The following is an 18342-nucleotide window of genomic DNA, read 5'->3' on the forward strand; positions in this document are numbered from 1 at the left end:
CTCAGTCCTTCTTCATCCACCAGGCCTTCAGCAGCCAGTCGTCCGGTTGGTAGTAGAGCGGCTGCTTTTCCGGAATGCCGAGGTGTTTCTTGTAGGACACCCGGTGCACCGTGTTGTGCCACTGGGGAATCATGTAATACCCGGCAAGCAGGGCGCGGTCGAGGGCGCGGCAGGCGGTCACCAGCTTTTCCCGGGTGTCGGCGGTGAGGATGGCGTCGACCAGGTGGTCTATGCCGGGGTTCTTGAGGCCGATCAGGTTTTGCGAACCCTTTTCGTCGGCGGTCTCGCTGGCGAAGCGCAGGAACTGTTCGTTGCCGGGGCTCTGGCTGGACAGGAACCAGTGCAGCAGCATGTCGAAATCGAAGTCGTCGGTGCGCTTGGCAAGGATGGCGGAATCGATGATCCGGTACTTGACGCTGACGCCGAGTTTTTCCAGGTTGCGGGCGTAGGGGGCGACAACCCGTTCCCAGCTCTTGCCGCTGAGCGGAATCTCGAACTCGAAGACTTCGCCCCTGGCGTTGCGCAGGGCGCCGTCGCGGAACTCCCAGCCGGCGGCGCGGAACAGCTCGCGGGCTTCGCGCAGGTTTTCTCGCAGCGACCGCGGGGCCACGGTAGTCGGCGGTCGCGGCACGGGTCCGAAGGCCTCGGGTTCGAGGTGGCGCCGCACGGGCTCCAGCAGTTTCAACTCTGCCGCGTCCGGGCTGCCGGTGGCGGCCATTTCGCTGTTGGTGAAGTAGCTGTAGTTGCGCTTGTACTGGTTGTAGAAGAGCTGGCGGTTCATCCACTCGAAATCGAGGGCCAGGGTCAGGGCCTTGCGCACGCGTACGTCCTGGAACAGGGGGCGCCGCAGGTTGAAGACGTAACCCTGCATGCCCTGCGGATTGAGGTGGGTCAGCTCGCGGCGGATCAGCTCGCCACGGTCGAACTTGGCGCCCTGGTAGCTGCGGGCCCAGTTCTTGGCCATGTTCTCGTGCACGAAATCGAACTCGCCGGCCTTGAAGGCTTCGATCCGGATCAGTTCGTCCTTGTAGTAGCGATAGGCGACGCCCTCGAAATTGAACATGCCGCGTCGCGCCGGAATGTCGCCGCCCCACCAGGCTGGATTTCGCCGGTAGCTGATGGTCTTGCCCAGCGCTGCCTTGTCCACGAGATAGGGGCCGCTGGCGATGGGGGTGTCGGTGACGATCTGGTCGAAGGGCTTGCCGTTCCCCCACTTGCGGGAGAAGACTGGCAACTGGCCGACGATCATGTGCAACTCGCGGTTCCTGCGCTTGAACTCGAAGCGCACGGTGCGCGGATCGACCACCACGATACCCTTCACGTCGGCCCACATGGCACGGTACAACGGACTGGCGGCCTTGCTTATGAGCATGTTCCACGAGTGCTTGACGTCCTCGGCGGTGACCGGGTCGCCGTTGGAGAACTTGGCTTTCGGGTTCAGGCGGAAGGTGATGGACATTTCGTCCTGCGCCAGGGCCATGTCCTCGGCCAGCAAGCCATAGACGGAAAATGGTTCGTCATCGCTCTGGGCGACCAGGGTTTCGAATACCAGTTCGGTCAGGTTGACCGGCGGCACGCCCTTGAGGGTGAAGGGGTTGAGCTTGTCGAAGCTGCCCATCGCGGCGAGGGTGAGCTGGCCGCCCCTGGGCGCCGCTGGATTGACGTAATCGAAATGGGAGAACCCGGCCGGGTATTTGGGCCGGCCGCCGAGGGCGAGGCCGTGGGAGGCGAAGGATGCGCCCGCCACCAGGGCGCACAGCAGGGGGGCAACGACGTGCGCAATCCGCTTCAGCATGTGCCGGAGTGTATGTCAAAGCGCAGGCACGGTGGCGTACCTCGGAGGCCGACCGTGGAACTCAGCGTTTTTTCGGTTTGACCGCCGGTTTCCTGATCTTGACCGCGACGCCCTTGGCCTTGCCCTTCCCCTTTTTCCACTTGGTGGCGCGCGGCGGCTTGGCCGGAGTTTGCGGCAGGCGGGCGGCGATGTCCTCGTGGCCGATGGCATCCTTGCCCGGCACCAGCAGGGCGAAGCCGGGCGTGACCTTGGTCCGCGCGTTGATGCCGTTCAACTGTTTCAGCCGTGCGGCACTGATGCCGTAGCGGCTGGCGACGCCTTCCAGCTTCTCGCCCTTCTTCAGCTTGTGCGTGAGCCAGGCGGTGAGCGGCTTGTCCTGCGCTTCGTGGTTCTGCAGGTTGGCAAGAAAGGTCTGCACTTTTTCGGCGGGCAGCACCAGCGGGCTGTTCGCCGTACCCGGCATCACCGGGCGGCTGTAGGCGGGGTTGAGTGCAATGAACTCCTCCACCGGGATTTCCGCCAGGCGCGCCGCCAGCGCCACGTCCATGTTTTCGCTGCGCTCCACGGTGCCGAAATAGGGCCGGTTGGGAATCGGGTCGAGGCTGATGCCGAACAGTTGCGGCTGGGCAATGATGTTCTTGATCGCCTGCAGCTTGGGTACGTAGTAACGGGTTTCGCCAGGCATTTTCAGGCTCAGGTAGTCGGTCGGCATCCCCTTGGCCCGGTTCTTCGCCACGGCACGGCCGACGGCGCCTTCGCCCCAGTTGTAGGAGGCCAGCGCCAGGTGCCAGTCGCCGTGCATTTCGTAGATGTACTGCAGGTAGTCGAGCGCGGCGCTGGTCGAGGCGACGATGTCGCGGCGCTGGTCGAACCACCAGTTCTGCTGCAACTTGTAGTTCTTGCCCGTCGACGGAATGAACTGCCACATGCCCAGCGCCCGCGCCGACGAGTAGGCCAGCGGATTGAAGGAGCTTTCGACGATCGGCAGCAGGGCCAGTTCGGTCGGCATCCCGCGCTTTTCGAGCTCGTCGACGATGTGGTGCAGGTAGCGCCGGCTGCGTTCGAAGATGCGCTTGAGCAGGTCGGGCCGGTTCAGGTACCAGGCCTGGCGGTCGGCCACCAGCGGGCTGTCGAGGTCGGGCATCGAGAAGCCGTTGCGCATGCGCTGCCAGAGGTCGTCGGGCGGCGTGGTGAGGTCGATGGTGGGGATCGGCGGCAGGTCGTCCTTCACTTCGCGTGACGGATCGGGCAGCAGTTCGACCACGGGTGTCGGCGGCGGTACGGCGCCGATGGACAGGTTATGGGGCGCGGCAATTTCCGCCGTGAGCTGCAATGCCTGCTCGGCATGTGTGTGGCTCGTCAGCAAAAACAGCAGGGGCAGAATCAGGCGGCGAAACAGTGGCATTGGGAGGAAGGCGAAAGGCACCGTCAATGGTGCTCGTGAGGGCGGCGCATCTTAGCATCCGCAGCGGGGGGGCAGGGACCGGAATATTGCCGGTGCCGTGTGTCCTGCAGAAGCTTTCCTTCGGTGGTCGCGCTTTCGACTCAGCCGGTGCACGTACTCTTGACGGTCAAGGTGCGGGCCATCCCGCTGCCGGGTGTCAGGCAGGCCGACTGGATGGTCTGCTGGCGCAGGGCGACGAGCTCATGCCTTTCTGTGCTGCCGAATCGTCCCCACTTGTTTTTCGTGACAAATTCGCGCTTGATTCCAAAGTTCAGCCCCGGTACCAGCCAGAACCTTACTTCGAGTCGTGCGCTAACAGATGTGTTCCAGCCTTCGCCTTCGATCCGGAAGGTATCGAAGGTCCCTGCCGGAACCGTGATGGTTTCCCGCTTGACGATCTGCAGATCGTAATAGGCGTTTGTCGTCTGGCCATTCTGGGTGCGGCGGAAAGTTGCCGTCCACTTTTTGCCGATCTGGAATTCTGCCGGGGTGAATTGCACCGGGCTGTCGAACTCGATCGGTCCGGACTTGATGCTGTTGCCCATCAGGTCGGAGATGATGGTGCCGTTGTTGAGTTCGACCCGGTCCTCGTCGTAGTCAACTTTGGTCACGCGCGCCGTGTAAGTACGTTCCTCGACGCCGGTCAGGATGTCCGTTTGCCGGACCGTCGCAAAATCCCCGATCGTATAGATCCGGCCCAGCGGATAACGCCCGGCGGAGAAGGGATTGTCTGACGGCGGAATCAGCAGCGGCACCGGCAGGCCGGCGCGGATGTCGATCATGGGTGCGCCGGCGGGTGCTGCCGCGACTGGTTTGGGTGTCGGGCTTGGTGCCGCGGATGTTGTCGGAACGGGCTTCGCCGCCGCAGCCTGCGCTAGCTTTTCCTGCTCGATCCGCTTCCGTTCCGCGGCGAGGCGTTGCTCCTCTTCCTGCTTCCTGCGTTCCTCGGCAAGGCGTTCGGCTTCGGCGATGCGCTGGCGCTCGCGATCCAGACGTTCCTGCTCCTGGCGGCGCTTGAGTTCGGCGGCCTGCTGCTCTTCCTGGCGGCGGCGCTGTTCCTGAAGCTGTTGCTCCTCGAACTGCCTGCGTTCGGCGACAAGGCGCTTTTCCTCGGCGACACGAATCCGTTCGCGTTCGATGCGTTCCTGCGCCGCCAACTGGCGCTGCTCCTCCTGCTTCTTGCGTTCCGCCGCCTGGCGCTCGGCCTCGGCGATGCGCTGGCGTTCGCGATCGAGGCGTTCCTGCTCTTCGCGACGCTTGAGTTCGATGCGCTGCTGTTCTTCCTGGCGTCGTCGCTGCTCCTGCAACTGCTGCTCTTCGAGCTGCTTGCGTTCGGCAGCCAGGCGCTGCGCTTCGGCGATCCGGATCTTTTCGCGCTCGATGCGTTCCTGTTCGAGCCGCTTCTGTTCTTCCTGCTTCCTTTTCTCTTCCTCCTGCCGCTTTTCGGCGGCAAGCTTGTCGGCCTTGGCCGTATCCTGCTGTTGCTGTTCGACGCGCTGCTTTTCGACATCGGCGAGCAGGCGCGTCAGCCGCATCTGGGCGATTTCGGCGAAGCGGCCATTGGGGAAGGTGCGCAGGTAGCCAACCCAGTCGTCGATCTTTTTCGAGGACTTGATGCGTGCCCATTCGGTGACGTCGGCCTCGATCAGCTTCTCCATCTCGGCTTCGGAGAGTTTCTTCTGCCCTTCGTTGAAGATGAAGACGTCGCTTTCGAGCGAGGTGGTCTCCCAGGGAATCTGTTCGCCATGCGAGGCCAGGCGCACATTGAGCCGCACGCGCTTCAGGGCATCTTCGATGCGGGTGTTGTGCTTGGACAGTTCGCGCACCAGGTTCTCGGTGTAGAGGCCGTTCTGGCCGTCGCCGTCCGAGGCCACGTTGCCGGGCGAAGTGGCGTAGGCAAGCAGGCTGCCGACCGGCGCGTCGAACTGCGACAGCCCCTTCTGTTCGGGTCGGTAGGCGCTGCCGAAGGGATTGTTGCGGCAGGCGTCGAGGATGATGATGAAAGTCTTGTCCTTCGCCGCGCTGAACTGTCCGAGCAGAAGGTTCAGATCGATGCAGCGCTGCTTCATGTCTTCCTGCCGCTGCACCACGGCATCGACCGGCAGCAGGTAGTTGCGCCAGTCGAGCTGGGCGCCGTGGCCAGCGTAATAGAACACCACCAGCTTCGTCTCCGACCGTTTGGCCGCCGCGCCGAATTTTTCGATGGCGGCCATCATGTCGGCGCGCTTGGCGTTCAGGTGGGAATCGACGGTGAAGCCGGCCTGGGTGAACAATCCGCCGACGGCCTTGGCATCGTTGGCCGGATTGACCAGCGGTGCATCGTGGTAGGCGCTGTTGCCGATGATCAATGCCAGCCGCGAAGGGTCGGGAGCCGCCCATGCGCGCCTGAAGGACAAGGCCGGAGGAATCGCGACGAGGGTCTTGATGAAAGTACGACGCGTGGTCATGGCGGGATTATTTCACCTCAGAAACGATTTTTCCACTCGCGAATCGCGGCAAAGGTTTCCACCGCGTCAGCCGGAACATGCCCAAGGCGGCTGGCGGCGGCGGACCGCACCGCGGGTGCGTCCCAGCGCAGGAAGGGATTGGTTTCCAGTTCCGTCCCGATGGTGGTCGGAATCGTGGACCGTCCCGCTGCGCGGTCCCGGGCGACGCTTTCGCTGCGGCGCTGCACGGCGATGCTGCCCGGTTCGACGGCGATCGCGAAACGCAGGTTGCTCTGGGTGTACTCGTGGGCGCAATACACAAGAGTCGGCGCTGGCAACACGGCGAGTCTGGCCAGAGACTGGTGCATCTGCGCCGGCGTGCCCTCGAACAGGCGGCCGCAACCGGCGCCGAACAGCGTGTCGCCGCAGAAGATCGCGCCGTTGTCATCGAGACTTGGGCCATAATAAGCAATGTGGCCGCGGGTATGACCGGGGACGTCGATGATCTCGAGTTCGAGGGCGAGTTCGGACACTTCGATGCGCTCGCCGCCGGCCAGCGGATGGCTCACGCCGGGAATGTTTTCCAGGCTCGGGCCATAGACGGGGACGGGGAAGCGGGCGAGGAGTTCCGCCAGGCCGCCGACGTGGTCGCCGTGATGATGGGTCGCGAGGATGGCGCAGAGGCGGTCGCCGCTTTGTTCCAGGTGGCGCAGCACGGGTGCGGCATCGCCCGGGTCGACCACCGCGACGCAGCCCCGGTCGCGCAGCAGCCAGATGTAGTTGTCGTCGAAAGCGTGCAGGCCGAGTATCTCAGTCATTCGGGAATTTTCTCCAAACGGGGCGCAATGTCAATTCAGGGATTCGAAGACTGGCTCAAAACGCCAGCCGGCCAGTATGTGCTCAACTGGGAACAGAAGCAGCACGACTTGCTGGTCGCCGACATTTTCGGCTTCAACGCGGTGCAGCTTTCCCTGCCCAGCCACGATTTCCTGCGCGCCAACCGCATGCCGCTGCGTTTTCGCTGCGATGACGGGCGTTACGACGGCTTTTCGGAGGTGCGCTCCGATCTGCATTATCTGCCCTTTGCCGCCAACAGCATCGATCTGGTGGTGATGCCGCATACCCTGGAGTTCGACGCCAATCCGCACCAGGTGCTGCGCGAGGTCGAGCGCATCCTGGTGCCCGAGGGCCATGTGATCGTCACCGGCTTCAACCCCTTTAGCCTGTGGGGCGCCAAGCGCAAGCTGTCGCGGCGGCAGGCGCTGCCGCCCTGGCGCGGCGCCTACCTTTCGGTGCCGCGCCTGAAGGACTGGTTTTCGCTGCTCGGCTTCGAGATGCAGGCGGGCGCCTTCGGTTGCTACGCCCCCGCGGTGACGCAGGAAAAGTGGCTGCGCCGCTTCCAGTTCATGGATGCGGCCGGCGACCGCTGGTGGCCGATCGCCGGCGCCGTGTATATCGTGCAGGCCATCAAGCGCCAGCACGGCATGCGCCTGATTACCCCGACCTGGAGCGATCGCATGGCGCGCGCCAAGGCGCTGGTCACCGTGACGCAGAAAGTGGATCAATGATTGAAATTTTCACCGACGGCGCCTGCAGCGGCAATCCCGGCCCCGGCGGCTGGGGCGCGATCCTGCGCAAGGGCGCGATCGAAAAGGAACTGTTCGGCGGTGAGGCGCTGACCACCAACAACCGCATGGAAATGATGGCGGTGATCGAGGCGCTGCGTGCCTTGAAAGGGCCGGTCGAAGCCAAGGTGCACACCGATTCTCAGTACGTGCAGAAGGGCATCAGCGAATGGATCCACGGCTGGAAGCGGCGCGGCTGGAAGACCGCCGGCAAGGAGCCGGTCAAGAACGAGGATCTGTGGCGCGAGCTGGACCGTCTGGCGGCACAACACAAGATCGAATGGATCTGGGTCAAGGGCCATGCCGGCCACCCGGAGAACGAACGCGCCGACGTCCTGGCGCGGCGCGGCGTCGAACTTGCCCGCAACGCGGCAGCGCGCCCAACGCCAACCGGCGCGGGGCATGATTTCTACTGAAATGGGCTCCACATGCGCAAAGTGATTCTCGATACCGAAACCACCGGACTCGATTTCCGCACCGGCGATCGCATCGTCGAAATCGGCTGCGTCGAACTGATGGGGCGGCAGATCACCGGCCAGCGCTATCACGTCTATCTCAATCCGGAACGGCTGGTCGCCGATTCGGAACGCATCCACGGACTCTCCGACGAATTCCTCGCCGACAAGCCGAAGTTCGCCGAGATCGCCGCCGACTTCATGGCCTTCGTCCGTGGCGCCGAGCTGGTGATCCATAACGCGGCCTTCGACGTCGGCTTCCTCAACAACGAGTTGGGCCTGTTGCAGCAGGAGAGCATCGAGCAGCTGTGCAGCGAGGTGATCGACACGCTGCGCATGGCGCGCGAGATGCGGCCGGGCAAGAAGAACAACCTCAACGCCCTGTGTTCGGAATTCGGCGTGGACAATTCCGGTCGCCAGCTGCACGGCGCGCTGCTCGATGCCGAACTGCTGGCCGAGGTTTACCTGGCGATGACCCGCGGCCAGAATTCCCTGGAGATGAATTTCGACAGTCCGGCCGTCGATTACTCGCTGGGCGGTACCCGTCAGCGTCCGCCGCTCCTGGTGTTGCCCGCCAGCGCAGCCGAACTCGCCGACCACGACCGGGTGCTGGCCGAAATCGCCAAGGAGAGCAAGGGAAAGTGTCTCTGGCGCGACCTCGAGAGCGCCGGGCAGGCTTGAGTCGCTGCCGGGGTTTGCAAACCGGGCCTTATTCCGATTCGGATTGGAAACGAGTCGCGAAGACAAGTCGTAGACAGTGCTGTAGCACGGCAAGGCGCAGTCGACAAGGTATCGGTTCCAATGCGAATTGGAATTACGAGGCGGGCTTGGCGGCGGCCTTCTTGCCATCCGCGGGAGCTTCCGCCTTGCCCGAAGTGGTTCCCTCGACGGCAACGCCCGGAATCTTGTTGAGTTCTTCCGCAAATTCGCCAAGGCTCAATTTGCGGGACGCAGCGGCTGATGGGGTCGCCGATGGAGCGGGCTGTGCCGATCCTTTGGCCGCGGGCTCCGCCTGCGCGGTATTGGTCGCCGGTGCAGAAGATTCAGTTTTGGCCGGATCGGGCGGTGGCGGTTCCGGAGGGCGCCTGGCTTCCAGCAGCTGGCGATCCGACGCCGCAAAGCGCTCGGGACGCCTCAAGCCGGCGGCAAGGCAATCGTCGAGTCCGTCGATGACCTCACAACGCTGCTCCGCAATCATCCGCGCATAGGCGGCGCGCACCTCATTGTGCTGCTTCTCGACCATCTTGCTTTCTTCTCTCTGCTTGGCGATGGTGTTTTGCAACAGGGAAATTTCCGCCTGGCTGTGGGAATTTCCCGTGATCATCATGGCGACCACGCCAAGCAGGGAGCCGCCCGCCGCGGCGGCGGCGAGCCAGAGGGCCAGGGTTTTTCTTTGTACTGAAATCGGGCCGGCGGGAGCGTGCTCGCCGAGGACTTCGTTGGCGAGTTCGCTGACGTCGCCGCCGTGGGAAACTGAATGATCCGGTTTGTTCATGCTGGACAACTCTGGTTTGCTGGAAGCCTGTCGCGGCGAGTCAATTGGTGTCGGTCGGCACTCGCGGCGGAGCAGTGTCGTCGGCGAGTCTTTCGCGCACCCAGGCATCGGCCTCCGCCTCGGTCTCGTAGGCGGCGAACCTCCTTCCCGCGGCGGCGTATGTCGCGGCGAACATGGGCAGCATCAGAGAGCGGCCCTCGACCTCCGGAGCCACGACAAAGGCGACGGCGCTCGCGCCGCGTCCGGCCCGGTTGTTGGCGCGCAGAAACTCGCCGAAGGCATCCAGCACTTCTTGCGAAACCACGACGCTACGGCGCATCACGATGATGTTGGCGAATGGGCCATTCACCGGCATTTCGTCGAACAGGCTATTCCACGTGGCGCCGAGTGCGATGACGACTTCCTTGTTGAAGGGGCCGGTTGCGTCCAGACGCATCACATTGCCTTCAGACCAGATTTCAACCTGGCCGTGAGGACGGAACGGCCCCGTGGCGAACTGGTCGGTGTTCCTTCTGAAATCTTGTTCCATGTCATCCACGCAGCATCGATCGGATATACGACGGGGCAACAGCCCAGGGACCGGGGACCGCACCAGGCCCCCGGCATGCTGCAAGGATACTACTTTCGTCCTAACGGGTGGGGCTGTCAGTCATCCCTTTGGCGCCGGGCGGAACTGCATGGCTTTGAACTCGAGGAAATCCTCGAGGCCGTACTTGCCCAGCTCGCGGCCGTTGCCCGACTGCTTGTAGCCGCCGAAGGGCGCGTACATGTTGAAGGTGCCACCGTTGATTTCCACCTGGCCGGTGCGCATGCGGCGCGCGACCTGTTCGGCGTGTTCGTCGGTGGCTGACCAGACGCCGCCGGCGAGGCCATACACCGTGCCGTTGGCGATGCTGACGGCATCTTCCTCGTCCGCGTAGCTGATGATCGAGAGCACCGGGCCGAAGATTTCCTCCTGGGCGATGCTGCTGTCGGGCTTGACCTTGCCGAAGATGGTCGGCTTCACGTAGTAGCCATCCGGATTCACGCCCTCGGGCAGGTCGGCGCCGCCGGTCAGCAGTTCGCAGCCTTCGGCGATGCCCTTGCCGATGTAGTCGCGCACGCGGTCCTGCTGCATCTTCGAGGCCAGCGGGCCGAGCGTGACGCCCTCGGCCATGGGGTCGCCGACGCGATAGGCTTGCGCCGCTTCGACGGCAAGCTTCGCCGCTTCGGCGTAGCGAGTGGCCGGCACCAGCATGCGCGTGTGCGCGGTGCAGGTCTGACCCGAGTTGAGGTAGCAGTTGCCGACCACGCCCTTGACCGCGACATTGAAGTCGGCGTCGTCGAGGATGATCGCCGCCGACTTGCCGCCGAGTTCCAGCGCCACGCGCTTGACCGTGGCCGAGGCCAGCTCGGAAACGCGGGTACCGGCGCGGGTCGAGCCGGTGAAGGAGACCATGTCGACTTCCCTGTGCGTCACCATGGCTTCGCCGACCACCGGGCCGTAGCCGGTGATCAGGTTGAAGACGCCGGCCGGCACGCCGGCGGCATGGATGATCTCGGCCAGCAGGAAGGCGTTCAGCGGCGCGACTTCGGAGGGTTTCAGCACCACGGTGCAGCCGGCGGCGAGCGCGGCGGCGACCTTGGCCGCGATCTGGTGCAGCGGGTAGTTCCACGGCGTGATGGCGGCGACGACGCCGACCGCTTCGCGCACCACTTTTGAATTGCCGACCTTTTCCTCGAACGGGAAATCGGCCAGCATTTTCGAGTACATGCCGAAGCTCGCCGTGGGCGAGCCGACCTGGATGCGCTGCGAGAACTTGTAGGGCATGCCCATTTCGAGCGTGATGGTCTTCGCGATTTCATCGGCGCGGGCCTTGAGGCTTTCCTGGATTTTCTTCAGATACGCGGCACGCTCGGCGGCCGGCGTCACGCTCCAGGCGTCGAAGGCGCCGCGCGCCGCCGTCACGGCCTTGTCGGCATCGGCCGCGTTGCCTTGCGGCACGGTCGCCAGCAGGGCGCCGTCGGTAGGCGAGAAGACCTCGATCGTGCCTTGTCCGGCCGGGGAAACCCACTGGCCGTCGATGTAAAACTGGGTGCGTTGTTCCATGTTGTTCCTTAACGTCAAACTCCTTGTCGGAGCTACTTGTGGGGCCGACGCGCGTAGCGCGCCGATCGGTAACCCCCCGCGAGGGGGGGGAAGGGGGGCGGGCGAATATATTGCTTTTCGCGTGTTTCAACTTCTGCAGTGGCGCTTGGAACGATGAGCGTTAATCGTTGGGCAGTACCACGATTTTGCCCTTGACCTGGCGGTTGGCGATGCTCGCGATGGCATCCTTCGCGGCGGAAAGCGGAAAACGCTCACTGACGACGGGGCGAATCCTGCCGGTGGCGAACCACTCGTGGAGCTGGTGCAGGTTGGCCAGATGGCCCGTCGGATCATGCTTGGTCGAATCGCCCCAGTACACGCCGATCAGCGAACGTTCCTTGAGCAGCGCCAGGTTGAGCGGAATCTTCGGGATCTCGCCGGCGGCGAAGCCGATGATCAGCAGCCGTCCGCGCCAGGCCAGGGCACGTACGGCTGGCTCGGTGTAGGGGCCGCCGACCGGGTCGTACACGACGTCGGCGCCCTTGCCGCCGGTGAGTTCGTTGATGCGGTCCTTGAGGTTTTCGGTGCTGTAATTCACCGTCTCGTCAGCGCCGACTTTCCGGCACAACGCCAGCTTGTCGTCGCTGGAAGCCGCCGCGATCACGCGTGCGCCCATGGCCTTGCCGATCTCGATCGCCGAGATGCCGACGCCGCCGGCGGCGCCGAGTACCACCAGGGTTTCGCCGGCCTTCAGGTGGCCGCAGTCCTTGAGGCCGTGCAGCGAAGTGCAGTAGGTCAGCACCAGCGCCGCGCCGGTTTCGAAATCCATTCCCGTCGGCAGCGGCATCGCCTTTGCCGACTCGACTATGCATTCCTCGGCGAAGCCGCCGGTACTGGTCAGCGCGATGACACGGTCGCCGGCCTTATAGTGCTTCACCTCGGCACCTACGGTTTTGACGATGCCGGAAATCTCGGCGCCCGGCGTGAAGGGCAATGGCGGCTTGACCTGGTAGAGGCCCTGCACCATCAGCGCATCGGGGAAGTTCACCGCCGCGGCTTTGACTTCGACCAGCAGTTGTTTGGGTCCCGGCACCGGGGAGGGGATGTCCTTGACGACGAGGTTGTCGATCGGACCGTAGGCTTCGCAGAGCAGTGCTTTCATTGGGGGTTTCCTTGTTGGTTTAATTTTTGAAATAGAGCAATTGATCCACAGATTTCGCAGATTGCGCAGATGGATCAATGCGGTTGTCGCGTCTCGTCCATCACACGTGGGGTTTGCCGGGAACCATCTCCAACCGGATGAATCACCGGCATTTATCTGTGAAAATCTGCGTCATCTGCGGAAAATGGGTTTATGAGAGCGGCGTCGGATTGCGCAAGTTCATGATGTCTTCCATGCGCAGCTGGATGGCGTTGTTGAGCTTGCGGTGCGGGATCACGTAGAAGCGGCCTTCCTGAACCGCGGCGAATACCTCGTCGGCCATGTCGGCGGCGGTCAGGCGCCCCGACTTGACGGCCTGGCCCATGCGTTCCTCATAGGCGGCGGAGAGGCCGTCGGCGGGCTTGGGCTGGCCGAACTCCTGCTGCCGGTTGCGGGCGGACTGGTGGATGCCGGTAGGCACCCAGGCCGGGCACAGCACCGAGACGCCGACGGTCGCCTTGGCGGCCTGCAACTCGTGGTACATGGTCTCGGAGAGCGTTACCACGCCGTGCTTGGCCACGTTGTAGGCGGCCATGCCGGGGGTGGAGGTGAGGCCGGCGGCGGAGGCGGTGTTCACCACGTGTCCGCCTTCGGCCTGCTTCAGCATGCGCGGCACGAAATGCTGCACGCCGTGGATCACGCTGAACAGGTCTACGCCCAGCACCCAGTTCCAGTCGGCGGTGGTGTGTTCCCAGGTGACGCGCGTCAAGCCGACGCCGGCGTTGTTGCACAGCAGATGCACGCCGCCGAAGCGGGCGAAGGCGGCATCGGCCAGCGCGGCGATTTCGGCTTCTCGGCTGACGTCGGTGCGTTGCAGCAGCAGGCGTTCTGCCGGCAGGCCGAGCGTCGCCGCTGCCTCTTCGAGGCGGGCGTATTCGATGTCGGCCAGCACCAGGTTCATGCCCTCGGCGGCGGCGCGGCGCGCCAGTTCGAGGCCGATGCCGCTGGCGGCGCCGGTAATGACCGCGGTGCGGCCGTTGAATTGCTTCATTTGCGGGTCCTCGGTGGGTGATTGCGTGCGGGAGTGCGCGGCTTTGGCGATACGGACGACGGGCGCAGGCCGATCATCTTGAACAGGGTGGCCGTCAGCCGCTTGACCAGATCGTCGGGCGGCAGGCGGCCGTCGGGGCGGTACCAGGTGTACATGAAGCCGACCACGCCGCCCATCGACATCACGGTGACGGAGGTGTCCTCGAAGGACAGCGTGCCCTGGCGGCGGCCTTCTTCCATCAGCGCGCCGAGATCGGCATAGAAGTCGTTGGCCAGCGTGCGCAATTCGGCGCGGAATTCGGGACGCAGCGAGGCCGTGACGCGAAACGCCAGCGTGCTGCCGCGAAAATGCTCGACGCAGGCCGCCACCCAGCGCTGCAAGCCTTCGGCCAGCTTGACATGCGCCGGTCGCTCGTCGTCGGCGGGAAACTTCATGGTCGACAGGCAGGCGACCGAAGCGCGCCACGCGATGGTCTCGACGATCTCGTGCTTGTCCTGGAAATAGTAATAAACGTAAGGCTTCGTCACGCCGAGTTCCGCACAGATCATGTCCACCGTGGTGCCGGCAAAGCCGTGTCGATAGAACAGGTCCTCGGCCACCGCCAGGATGCGTTCGCGCTTGTCGATGCAGGCCTGCGTTTCGGCGGGCCTGCCGGCGGCGAGGGGGGCGGCTTTGACGGCATTGCGGATGGCGGGCATGGGCAGGGGCGGCAACTGGTTTGCGATGTGGCGGGGAAGGGGATCAGGCACGGATTATACTGGGTGGTAGAAACTATTCTACCCGCTGGTAGCACCATGTGGCGAAGCGATCTTGGGCGGATACTGGGCAGTCTCGGAGGCAATGACATGAGCAGGAAGAACCCAAAGGAATCAGGGATCGAAACCCTCAGCGGTGTCGACGGCGCTTTCCTCAATCTGGAAACCGCGGCGACGCCGATGCATGTCGGTTCGCTGCATCTGTTCGAGGTGCCCGCCGGCTACCAGGGCGATTTTTACAAGGCGGTGCGGCACATGATGGAGAGCCGCATGGTGCCGGTGCTGCGTCGTCGCCTGGCCTCCCTGCCGCTGCATCTGGCCAATCCGGTCTGGCTGCAAGGCGAGGTTGATCTCGACCGGCACATCCGCCGCGTGCGCCTGCCGAAGCCGGGTACCTGGGCGCAACTCGAAGCCGTGGTGGCCGACCTGCACGCGGAACTGCTCGACCGTTCGCATCCGCTGTGGATGCTGTATGTGCTGGAGGGCCTGGCCAGCGGCGAGAAGGCCTACTACTTCAAGATTCACCACGCCATGCTCGACGGCCAGGCCGGCGTCGCGCTGGCCGGCGCGCTGTTCGACACCACGCCGGACGCCGCGCCGGTGCCGAAGCGCCGTTCGGGCCAGGCAGCCGCCGCCAAAGCCGCCACCAAGCCGGGCACGCTGGCGCTGGCCGCCGCGGCGTTTCGCCACGATGCCGCACAGTACGTCAAGCTGGTGCGCGAGTTGCCCGGCGTGGTGCGTACCCTGGCCGGCATCGTCAGGAGCTCCTCCGGCCGCGCGCGCGGCAAGGCGGGAAGCGAGCATGCGGCGGATTTCGGCGAATTGAAGCGCAGCGTTTCCTTCGGTCCGCGCACCGCCTTCAACGTCACGATCACGCCCGAACGCGGTTTCGCCACGGCGACGGTGTCGCGCGCCGAACTCAAGGCCATCGCCGCCGCCAACGAGGCGACGGTCAATGACGTCGTGCTGGCGCTGTGCAGCGGCACGCTGCGCCGCTACCTCAAGCGCAACGCGACCATTCCGCGCAAGCCGCTGATCGCTTCGATGCCGATCTCGCTGCGCGAACAGGGCAACACCGAAATGCGCACCCAGGCCACGCTGAGCCTGGTCAATCTGGCGAGCAATGTCGCCGATCCGCAGAAGCGCCTGCGGGCGATCCGCGATTCGGCCGGGGCCACCAAGGCGGTGGCGCGGCAGGCCAAATCGGTGATACCGACAGATTTTCCGCTGATCGGGGTGCCCTGGCTGGTCGGTGCGCTGGCCTCGCTGTACGGTCGCCGCGGCGTCGTCGAGACCCTGCCGGTGCTGGCCAACGTGCTGGTGTCCAACGTGCCGGGGCCGCCGGTTCCGCTTTATGTGAATGGCCTGCGCATGACCGGCTACTGGCCCTTGTCCATTGTCGAGCACGGCGTCGGTCTCAATATCACCCTGATGAGCTATGCTGGCAATTTATGCCTCGGATTTGTCGTCGCCCGCAACGCGGTGCCCGATGCGCGCGAACTGGCGGACGACTTTCTCGATGCCTTTGAGGAGCTGAAACAGCGCATGCAGAAACCGGCAAGAGCGCCGCGCAAAATCGCAACGGTGGAACCAGCGGAAAAGCGGGCCCAAGCGCGGACCCAAGCGCAGGCCCAAGCGGGCAAAAGCCGGCCGGCCGTGCGCAAACCGGTAGCCGGAGCCTGACATGCCGCGTCGCCGCACCGTCGTCCGCCACGCCCACACCGGCAAACCGCACGCCCTGAACTCGATTCTGGAGCCGCGCGCCCTGCTCGAAATGGCGCTGCTGCCCGCCTCGCTGCCGCTCTTGATGCAGGCGCCGCAAGGTGACGGCCATCCGGTGCTGCTGTTGCCCGGTTTCATGGCCGACGAAAAATCGCTGATCGCACTGAAACTGTTCCTGCAGCGCAAGGGCTACGAGGTGCACACCTGGGGCCTGGGTCGCAACCTCGGCTTTCGCAGCAAGCACGCCAGCGCGCTGCCGCAGAAAATCCGCTACCTGCACCACGTCACCGGACGCAAGGTCAGCCTGGTCGGCTGGAGCCTGGGCGGCGTGTTTTCGCTCTATGGCGCCGAAAGCACGCTCGAATGCGTGCGCTCGATCATCACGCTGGGCAGCCCGGTCAGCGTCGACGCCGCCGGCAGCCAGTCGCCGCCCGCCGTGAAGGCGCTCTACCGGCTGATCTCGCATCGCCTCGGCGCCGCGGCGCATGTCATGCAGCCGCGCGCCAAGACGCTGCGCGAGCAGCGCCGCCTGCTGGTGCCGACCAGTTGCCTCTACTCGCTGGGCGACGGCGTGGTGCCGCCGCAGGAGGCCACCATCGACGGCGATCCCGCCTTCCACGAAAACATCCAGGTGCCGGGCAGCCATCTCGGCCTGGGCTTCAACGGCATCGTGCTGGCCATCGTCGCCGACCGCCTGGCGCAGCCGGAAGGTGCCTGGCAGCCGTTCCAGCCGCAGGGCCTGCTCAAGCGCGTGTGGCACATGACTGCCGGCCCGGTGCAGGTCGACGCGGCTTCCCGCGTCGCCTGAACCAGAAACTCGCGAAGGAACCGCATGCGACAACTCAGCGAACACGATGCCGCCTACATCTACTCGGACAGCGCTCACGCCAATTCGAACGTCACGCTGCTGCACATCTACGACCAGTCGACCGCGCGCGGCGGCATGGTGCGCTTCAAGCAGATCCTGGCGCATGTCGAGAGCCGCCTCGGCCGCATGCCGATCTTCCGCCAGAAGATCCTGCGCGTGCCGCTGGACATCGACTATCCGTACTGGATCGAGGACGAGAACTTCGACATCGAATACCACGTGCGCCACATCGCGCTGCCCAAGCCCGGCGACTGGCGGCAGTTCTGCATCCAGGCCGCGCGCATTCACGCCCGCCCGCTCGACCTGCAGCGCCCGCTGTGGGAAATGTACGTGATCGAAGGGCTGGACAGCTTCCTCGACCTGCCGGTGGGCAGCTTCGCCGTGCTGCTGAAGATCCATCACGCCGCGATCGATGTCGAGCACCACAACGAAATCACCGCGCTGCTGCATGACATCTCGCCCGATTCGCCGCCGCCCGCGCCGCCCGAGCCGTGGTTTCCCGAGGATGCGCCGGGCAGCGTGAACCTGCTGGTGCGCGCCGGTTTCAACGTCGCCACCTTTCCCTTGCGCATGGCGCAGCCGCTGGCGCGCAGCTGGAGCACGCTGAAGTCCGCGACGCGCACCTTCGTCGGCGAATTTCTTGGCCGGCCGCACGAGTTCCCCATGACGCGCTTCAATACCGAAGTGTCGCCGCATCGCGTGTTCGAAACGCGCCGCTTTGCGTTGAAGGATTTCAAGGCCATTCGTCGTTTGGCGCCCGGCGCCACGGTCAATGACGCGGTGCTCGCCGTATGCGCCGGCGGCTTGCGGCGCTATCTCGACCAGCAGGCCGAGTTGCCGGACGACAGCCTGGTCGCGGCGACGCCGATTGCCGTGCGCGCAAGGGATGGCAAGGAAGGCGCCGAGGAGGGACAACCGAGCTTTTCCTGGGTGCGCCTGGAACTCGGCACCGATATTGCCGACCCGGTCGATCGCCTGGTTGCGATCCAGGCCACCAGCTCCTCGTCGGACATCGTGGCGCGGGCCGTCAGCGCACGCGAACTGGTCGACCTCGCCGAACATGCACCGTCGGCCGCGATCGCCGCCACCAGCAAGATGCTGCGTTCCGCCTCGGCCCTGCTCGGCGACTGGGTGCCGCTGGCCAACTGCGCCATCGCCAATGTGCCCGGACCGCAGGTGCCGCTGTACCTGCAGGGCGCGCGCCTGACCTACCTGTCGGCGATCATGCCGATTTCCGACGGCATGGGCCTGGTGTTTTCGGTCACCAGCTACAACGACATGATGATCATTTCATTCACCGCCTGCTACGAGCAGCTGCCCGATCCGCAAGTCTTCGCCCAGTGCCTGCGCGACAGCTTCCAGGAATACCTGGCGCTGGCGCGGCCGGCGGCGCGACGCAAGGCACGTGCTCCGGCTGGAAAGGCCGCTCGCCTCGCCGCGGTCGCCACGCCGAAGCCCCCGCGCCGCAAGCCCGTCGCCCGCGTCGCTGCGCACTGA

The 18342-nt window shown here is 64.8% G+C and carries 16 protein-coding genes; 6 read left to right on the forward strand and 10 right to left on the reverse strand.

Annotation, left to right across the window (positions count from 1 at the left end; genetic code table 11):
- Window position 1: 1 nt before the first annotated feature.
- The 4 genes from SUTH_RS05795 to gloB all read right to left on the reverse strand — a co-directional run bounded on the left by SUTH_RS05795 (window position 2) and on the right by gloB (window position 6483).
- Entirely contained in the window at window positions 2–1795 is a 1794-nt protein-coding gene (locus SUTH_RS05795; protein ID WP_041097794.1) for an extracellular solute-binding protein, read from the reverse strand.
- A gap of 61 nt (window positions 1796–1856) precedes the next feature.
- Window positions 1857–3200: a transglycosylase SLT domain-containing protein gene (locus SUTH_RS05800; protein ID WP_052473300.1), complete on the reverse strand. Its 1344-nt coding sequence runs from the start codon at window positions 3198–3200 to the stop codon at window positions 1857–1859.
- Window positions 3201–3340: 140 nt separating this feature from the next.
- Window positions 3341–5686 carry a caspase family protein gene (locus tag SUTH_RS18310; protein ID WP_052473302.1) on the reverse strand — a complete coding sequence of 782 codons (2346 nt, stop codon included), beginning with the start codon at window positions 5684–5686 and terminating at the stop codon, window positions 3341–3343.
- A gap of 17 nt (window positions 5687–5703) precedes the next feature.
- Complete coding sequence (gene gloB / locus SUTH_RS05810; protein ID WP_041097796.1) at window positions 5704–6483, reverse strand: hydroxyacylglutathione hydrolase; 780 nt, start codon at window positions 6481–6483, stop codon at window positions 5704–5706.
- 27 nt (window positions 6484–6510) lie between these two features.
- Between gloB and SUTH_RS05815 the strand changes: the two genes are divergently transcribed.
- Genes SUTH_RS05815 through dnaQ form a run of 3 tightly spaced genes read left to right on the forward strand, consistent with a single transcriptional unit; the run spans window position 6511 to window position 8426 of the window.
- Window positions 6511–7233: a class I SAM-dependent methyltransferase gene (locus SUTH_RS05815; RefSeq protein WP_041097798.1), complete on the forward strand. Its 723-nt coding sequence runs from the start codon at window positions 6511–6513 to the stop codon at window positions 7231–7233.
- Window positions 7230–7706, forward strand: a complete 477-nt coding sequence (rnhA, locus tag SUTH_RS05820; protein WP_052473303.1) for a ribonuclease HI — start codon at window positions 7230–7232, stop codon at window positions 7704–7706. Before SUTH_RS05815 ends, rnhA begins: the two co-directional genes overlap by 4 nt.
- 12 nt (window positions 7707–7718) lie before the next feature.
- Window positions 7719–8426: a DNA polymerase III subunit epsilon gene (gene dnaQ / locus SUTH_RS05825; protein WP_041097800.1), complete on the forward strand. Its 708-nt coding sequence runs from the start codon at window positions 7719–7721 to the stop codon at window positions 8424–8426.
- Window positions 8427–8559: 133 nt separating this feature from the next.
- Here the strand turns inward: dnaQ and SUTH_RS05830 are convergent, their stop codons facing one another.
- From SUTH_RS05830 to SUTH_RS05855, 6 genes are all read right to left on the reverse strand, one after another.
- Complete coding sequence (locus tag SUTH_RS05830; RefSeq protein WP_041097802.1) at window positions 8560–9240, reverse strand: hypothetical protein; 681 nt, start codon at window positions 9238–9240, stop codon at window positions 8560–8562.
- A 40-nt stretch (window positions 9241–9280) separates the two neighbouring features.
- A complete protein-coding gene (locus SUTH_RS18315) occupies window positions 9281–9769 on the reverse strand; it encodes a hypothetical protein (RefSeq protein WP_148312859.1) in 489 nt (162 codons plus the stop codon).
- Window positions 9770–9889: 120 nt separating this feature from the next.
- Window positions 9890–11329: an aldehyde dehydrogenase family protein gene (locus SUTH_RS05840; RefSeq protein ID WP_041097806.1), complete on the reverse strand. Its 1440-nt coding sequence runs from the start codon at window positions 11327–11329 to the stop codon at window positions 9890–9892.
- A 160-nt stretch (window positions 11330–11489) separates the two neighbouring features.
- Complete coding sequence (locus SUTH_RS05845; RefSeq protein ID WP_041097808.1) at window positions 11490–12470, reverse strand: NADPH:quinone oxidoreductase family protein; 981 nt, start codon at window positions 12468–12470, stop codon at window positions 11490–11492.
- A gap of 190 nt (window positions 12471–12660) precedes the next feature.
- Entirely contained in the window at window positions 12661–13500 is an 840-nt protein-coding gene (locus SUTH_RS05850) for an SDR family NAD(P)-dependent oxidoreductase (protein WP_041097810.1), read from the reverse strand.
- Window positions 13497–14249 carry a TetR/AcrR family transcriptional regulator gene (locus SUTH_RS05855; protein WP_148312860.1) on the reverse strand — a complete coding sequence of 251 codons (753 nt, stop codon included), beginning with the start codon at window positions 14247–14249 and terminating at the stop codon, window positions 13497–13499. Before SUTH_RS05855 ends, SUTH_RS05850 begins: the two co-directional genes overlap by 4 nt.
- Before the next feature lie 96 nt (window positions 14250–14345).
- On the opposite strand from SUTH_RS05855, the gene SUTH_RS05860 reads away from it, so the two are divergent.
- From SUTH_RS05860 to SUTH_RS05870, 3 genes are read left to right on the forward strand one after another with little or no spacing between them, the layout of a single operon-like run.
- The gene (locus tag SUTH_RS05860) at window positions 14346–15938 is read left to right on the forward strand and encodes a wax ester/triacylglycerol synthase family O-acyltransferase (RefSeq protein ID WP_084207272.1); all 1593 of its coding nucleotides are present in this window, start codon (window positions 14346–14348) and stop codon (window positions 15936–15938) included.
- Window position 15939: 1 nt separating this feature from the next.
- Window positions 15940–16785 carry an esterase/lipase family protein gene (locus tag SUTH_RS05865; protein ID WP_193789301.1) on the forward strand — a complete coding sequence of 282 codons (846 nt, stop codon included), beginning with the start codon at window positions 15940–15942 and terminating at the stop codon, window positions 16783–16785.
- A 24-nt stretch (window positions 16786–16809) separates the two neighbouring features.
- Window positions 16810–18342 carry a wax ester/triacylglycerol synthase family O-acyltransferase gene (locus tag SUTH_RS05870; protein ID WP_041097812.1) on the forward strand — a complete coding sequence of 511 codons (1533 nt, stop codon included), beginning with the start codon at window positions 16810–16812 and terminating at the stop codon, window positions 18340–18342.

It is taken from the genome of Sulfuritalea hydrogenivorans sk43H (genome assembly GCF_000828635.1).
Taxonomy (GTDB): Bacteria; Pseudomonadota; Gammaproteobacteria; order Burkholderiales; family Rhodocyclaceae; genus Sulfuritalea; species Sulfuritalea hydrogenivorans.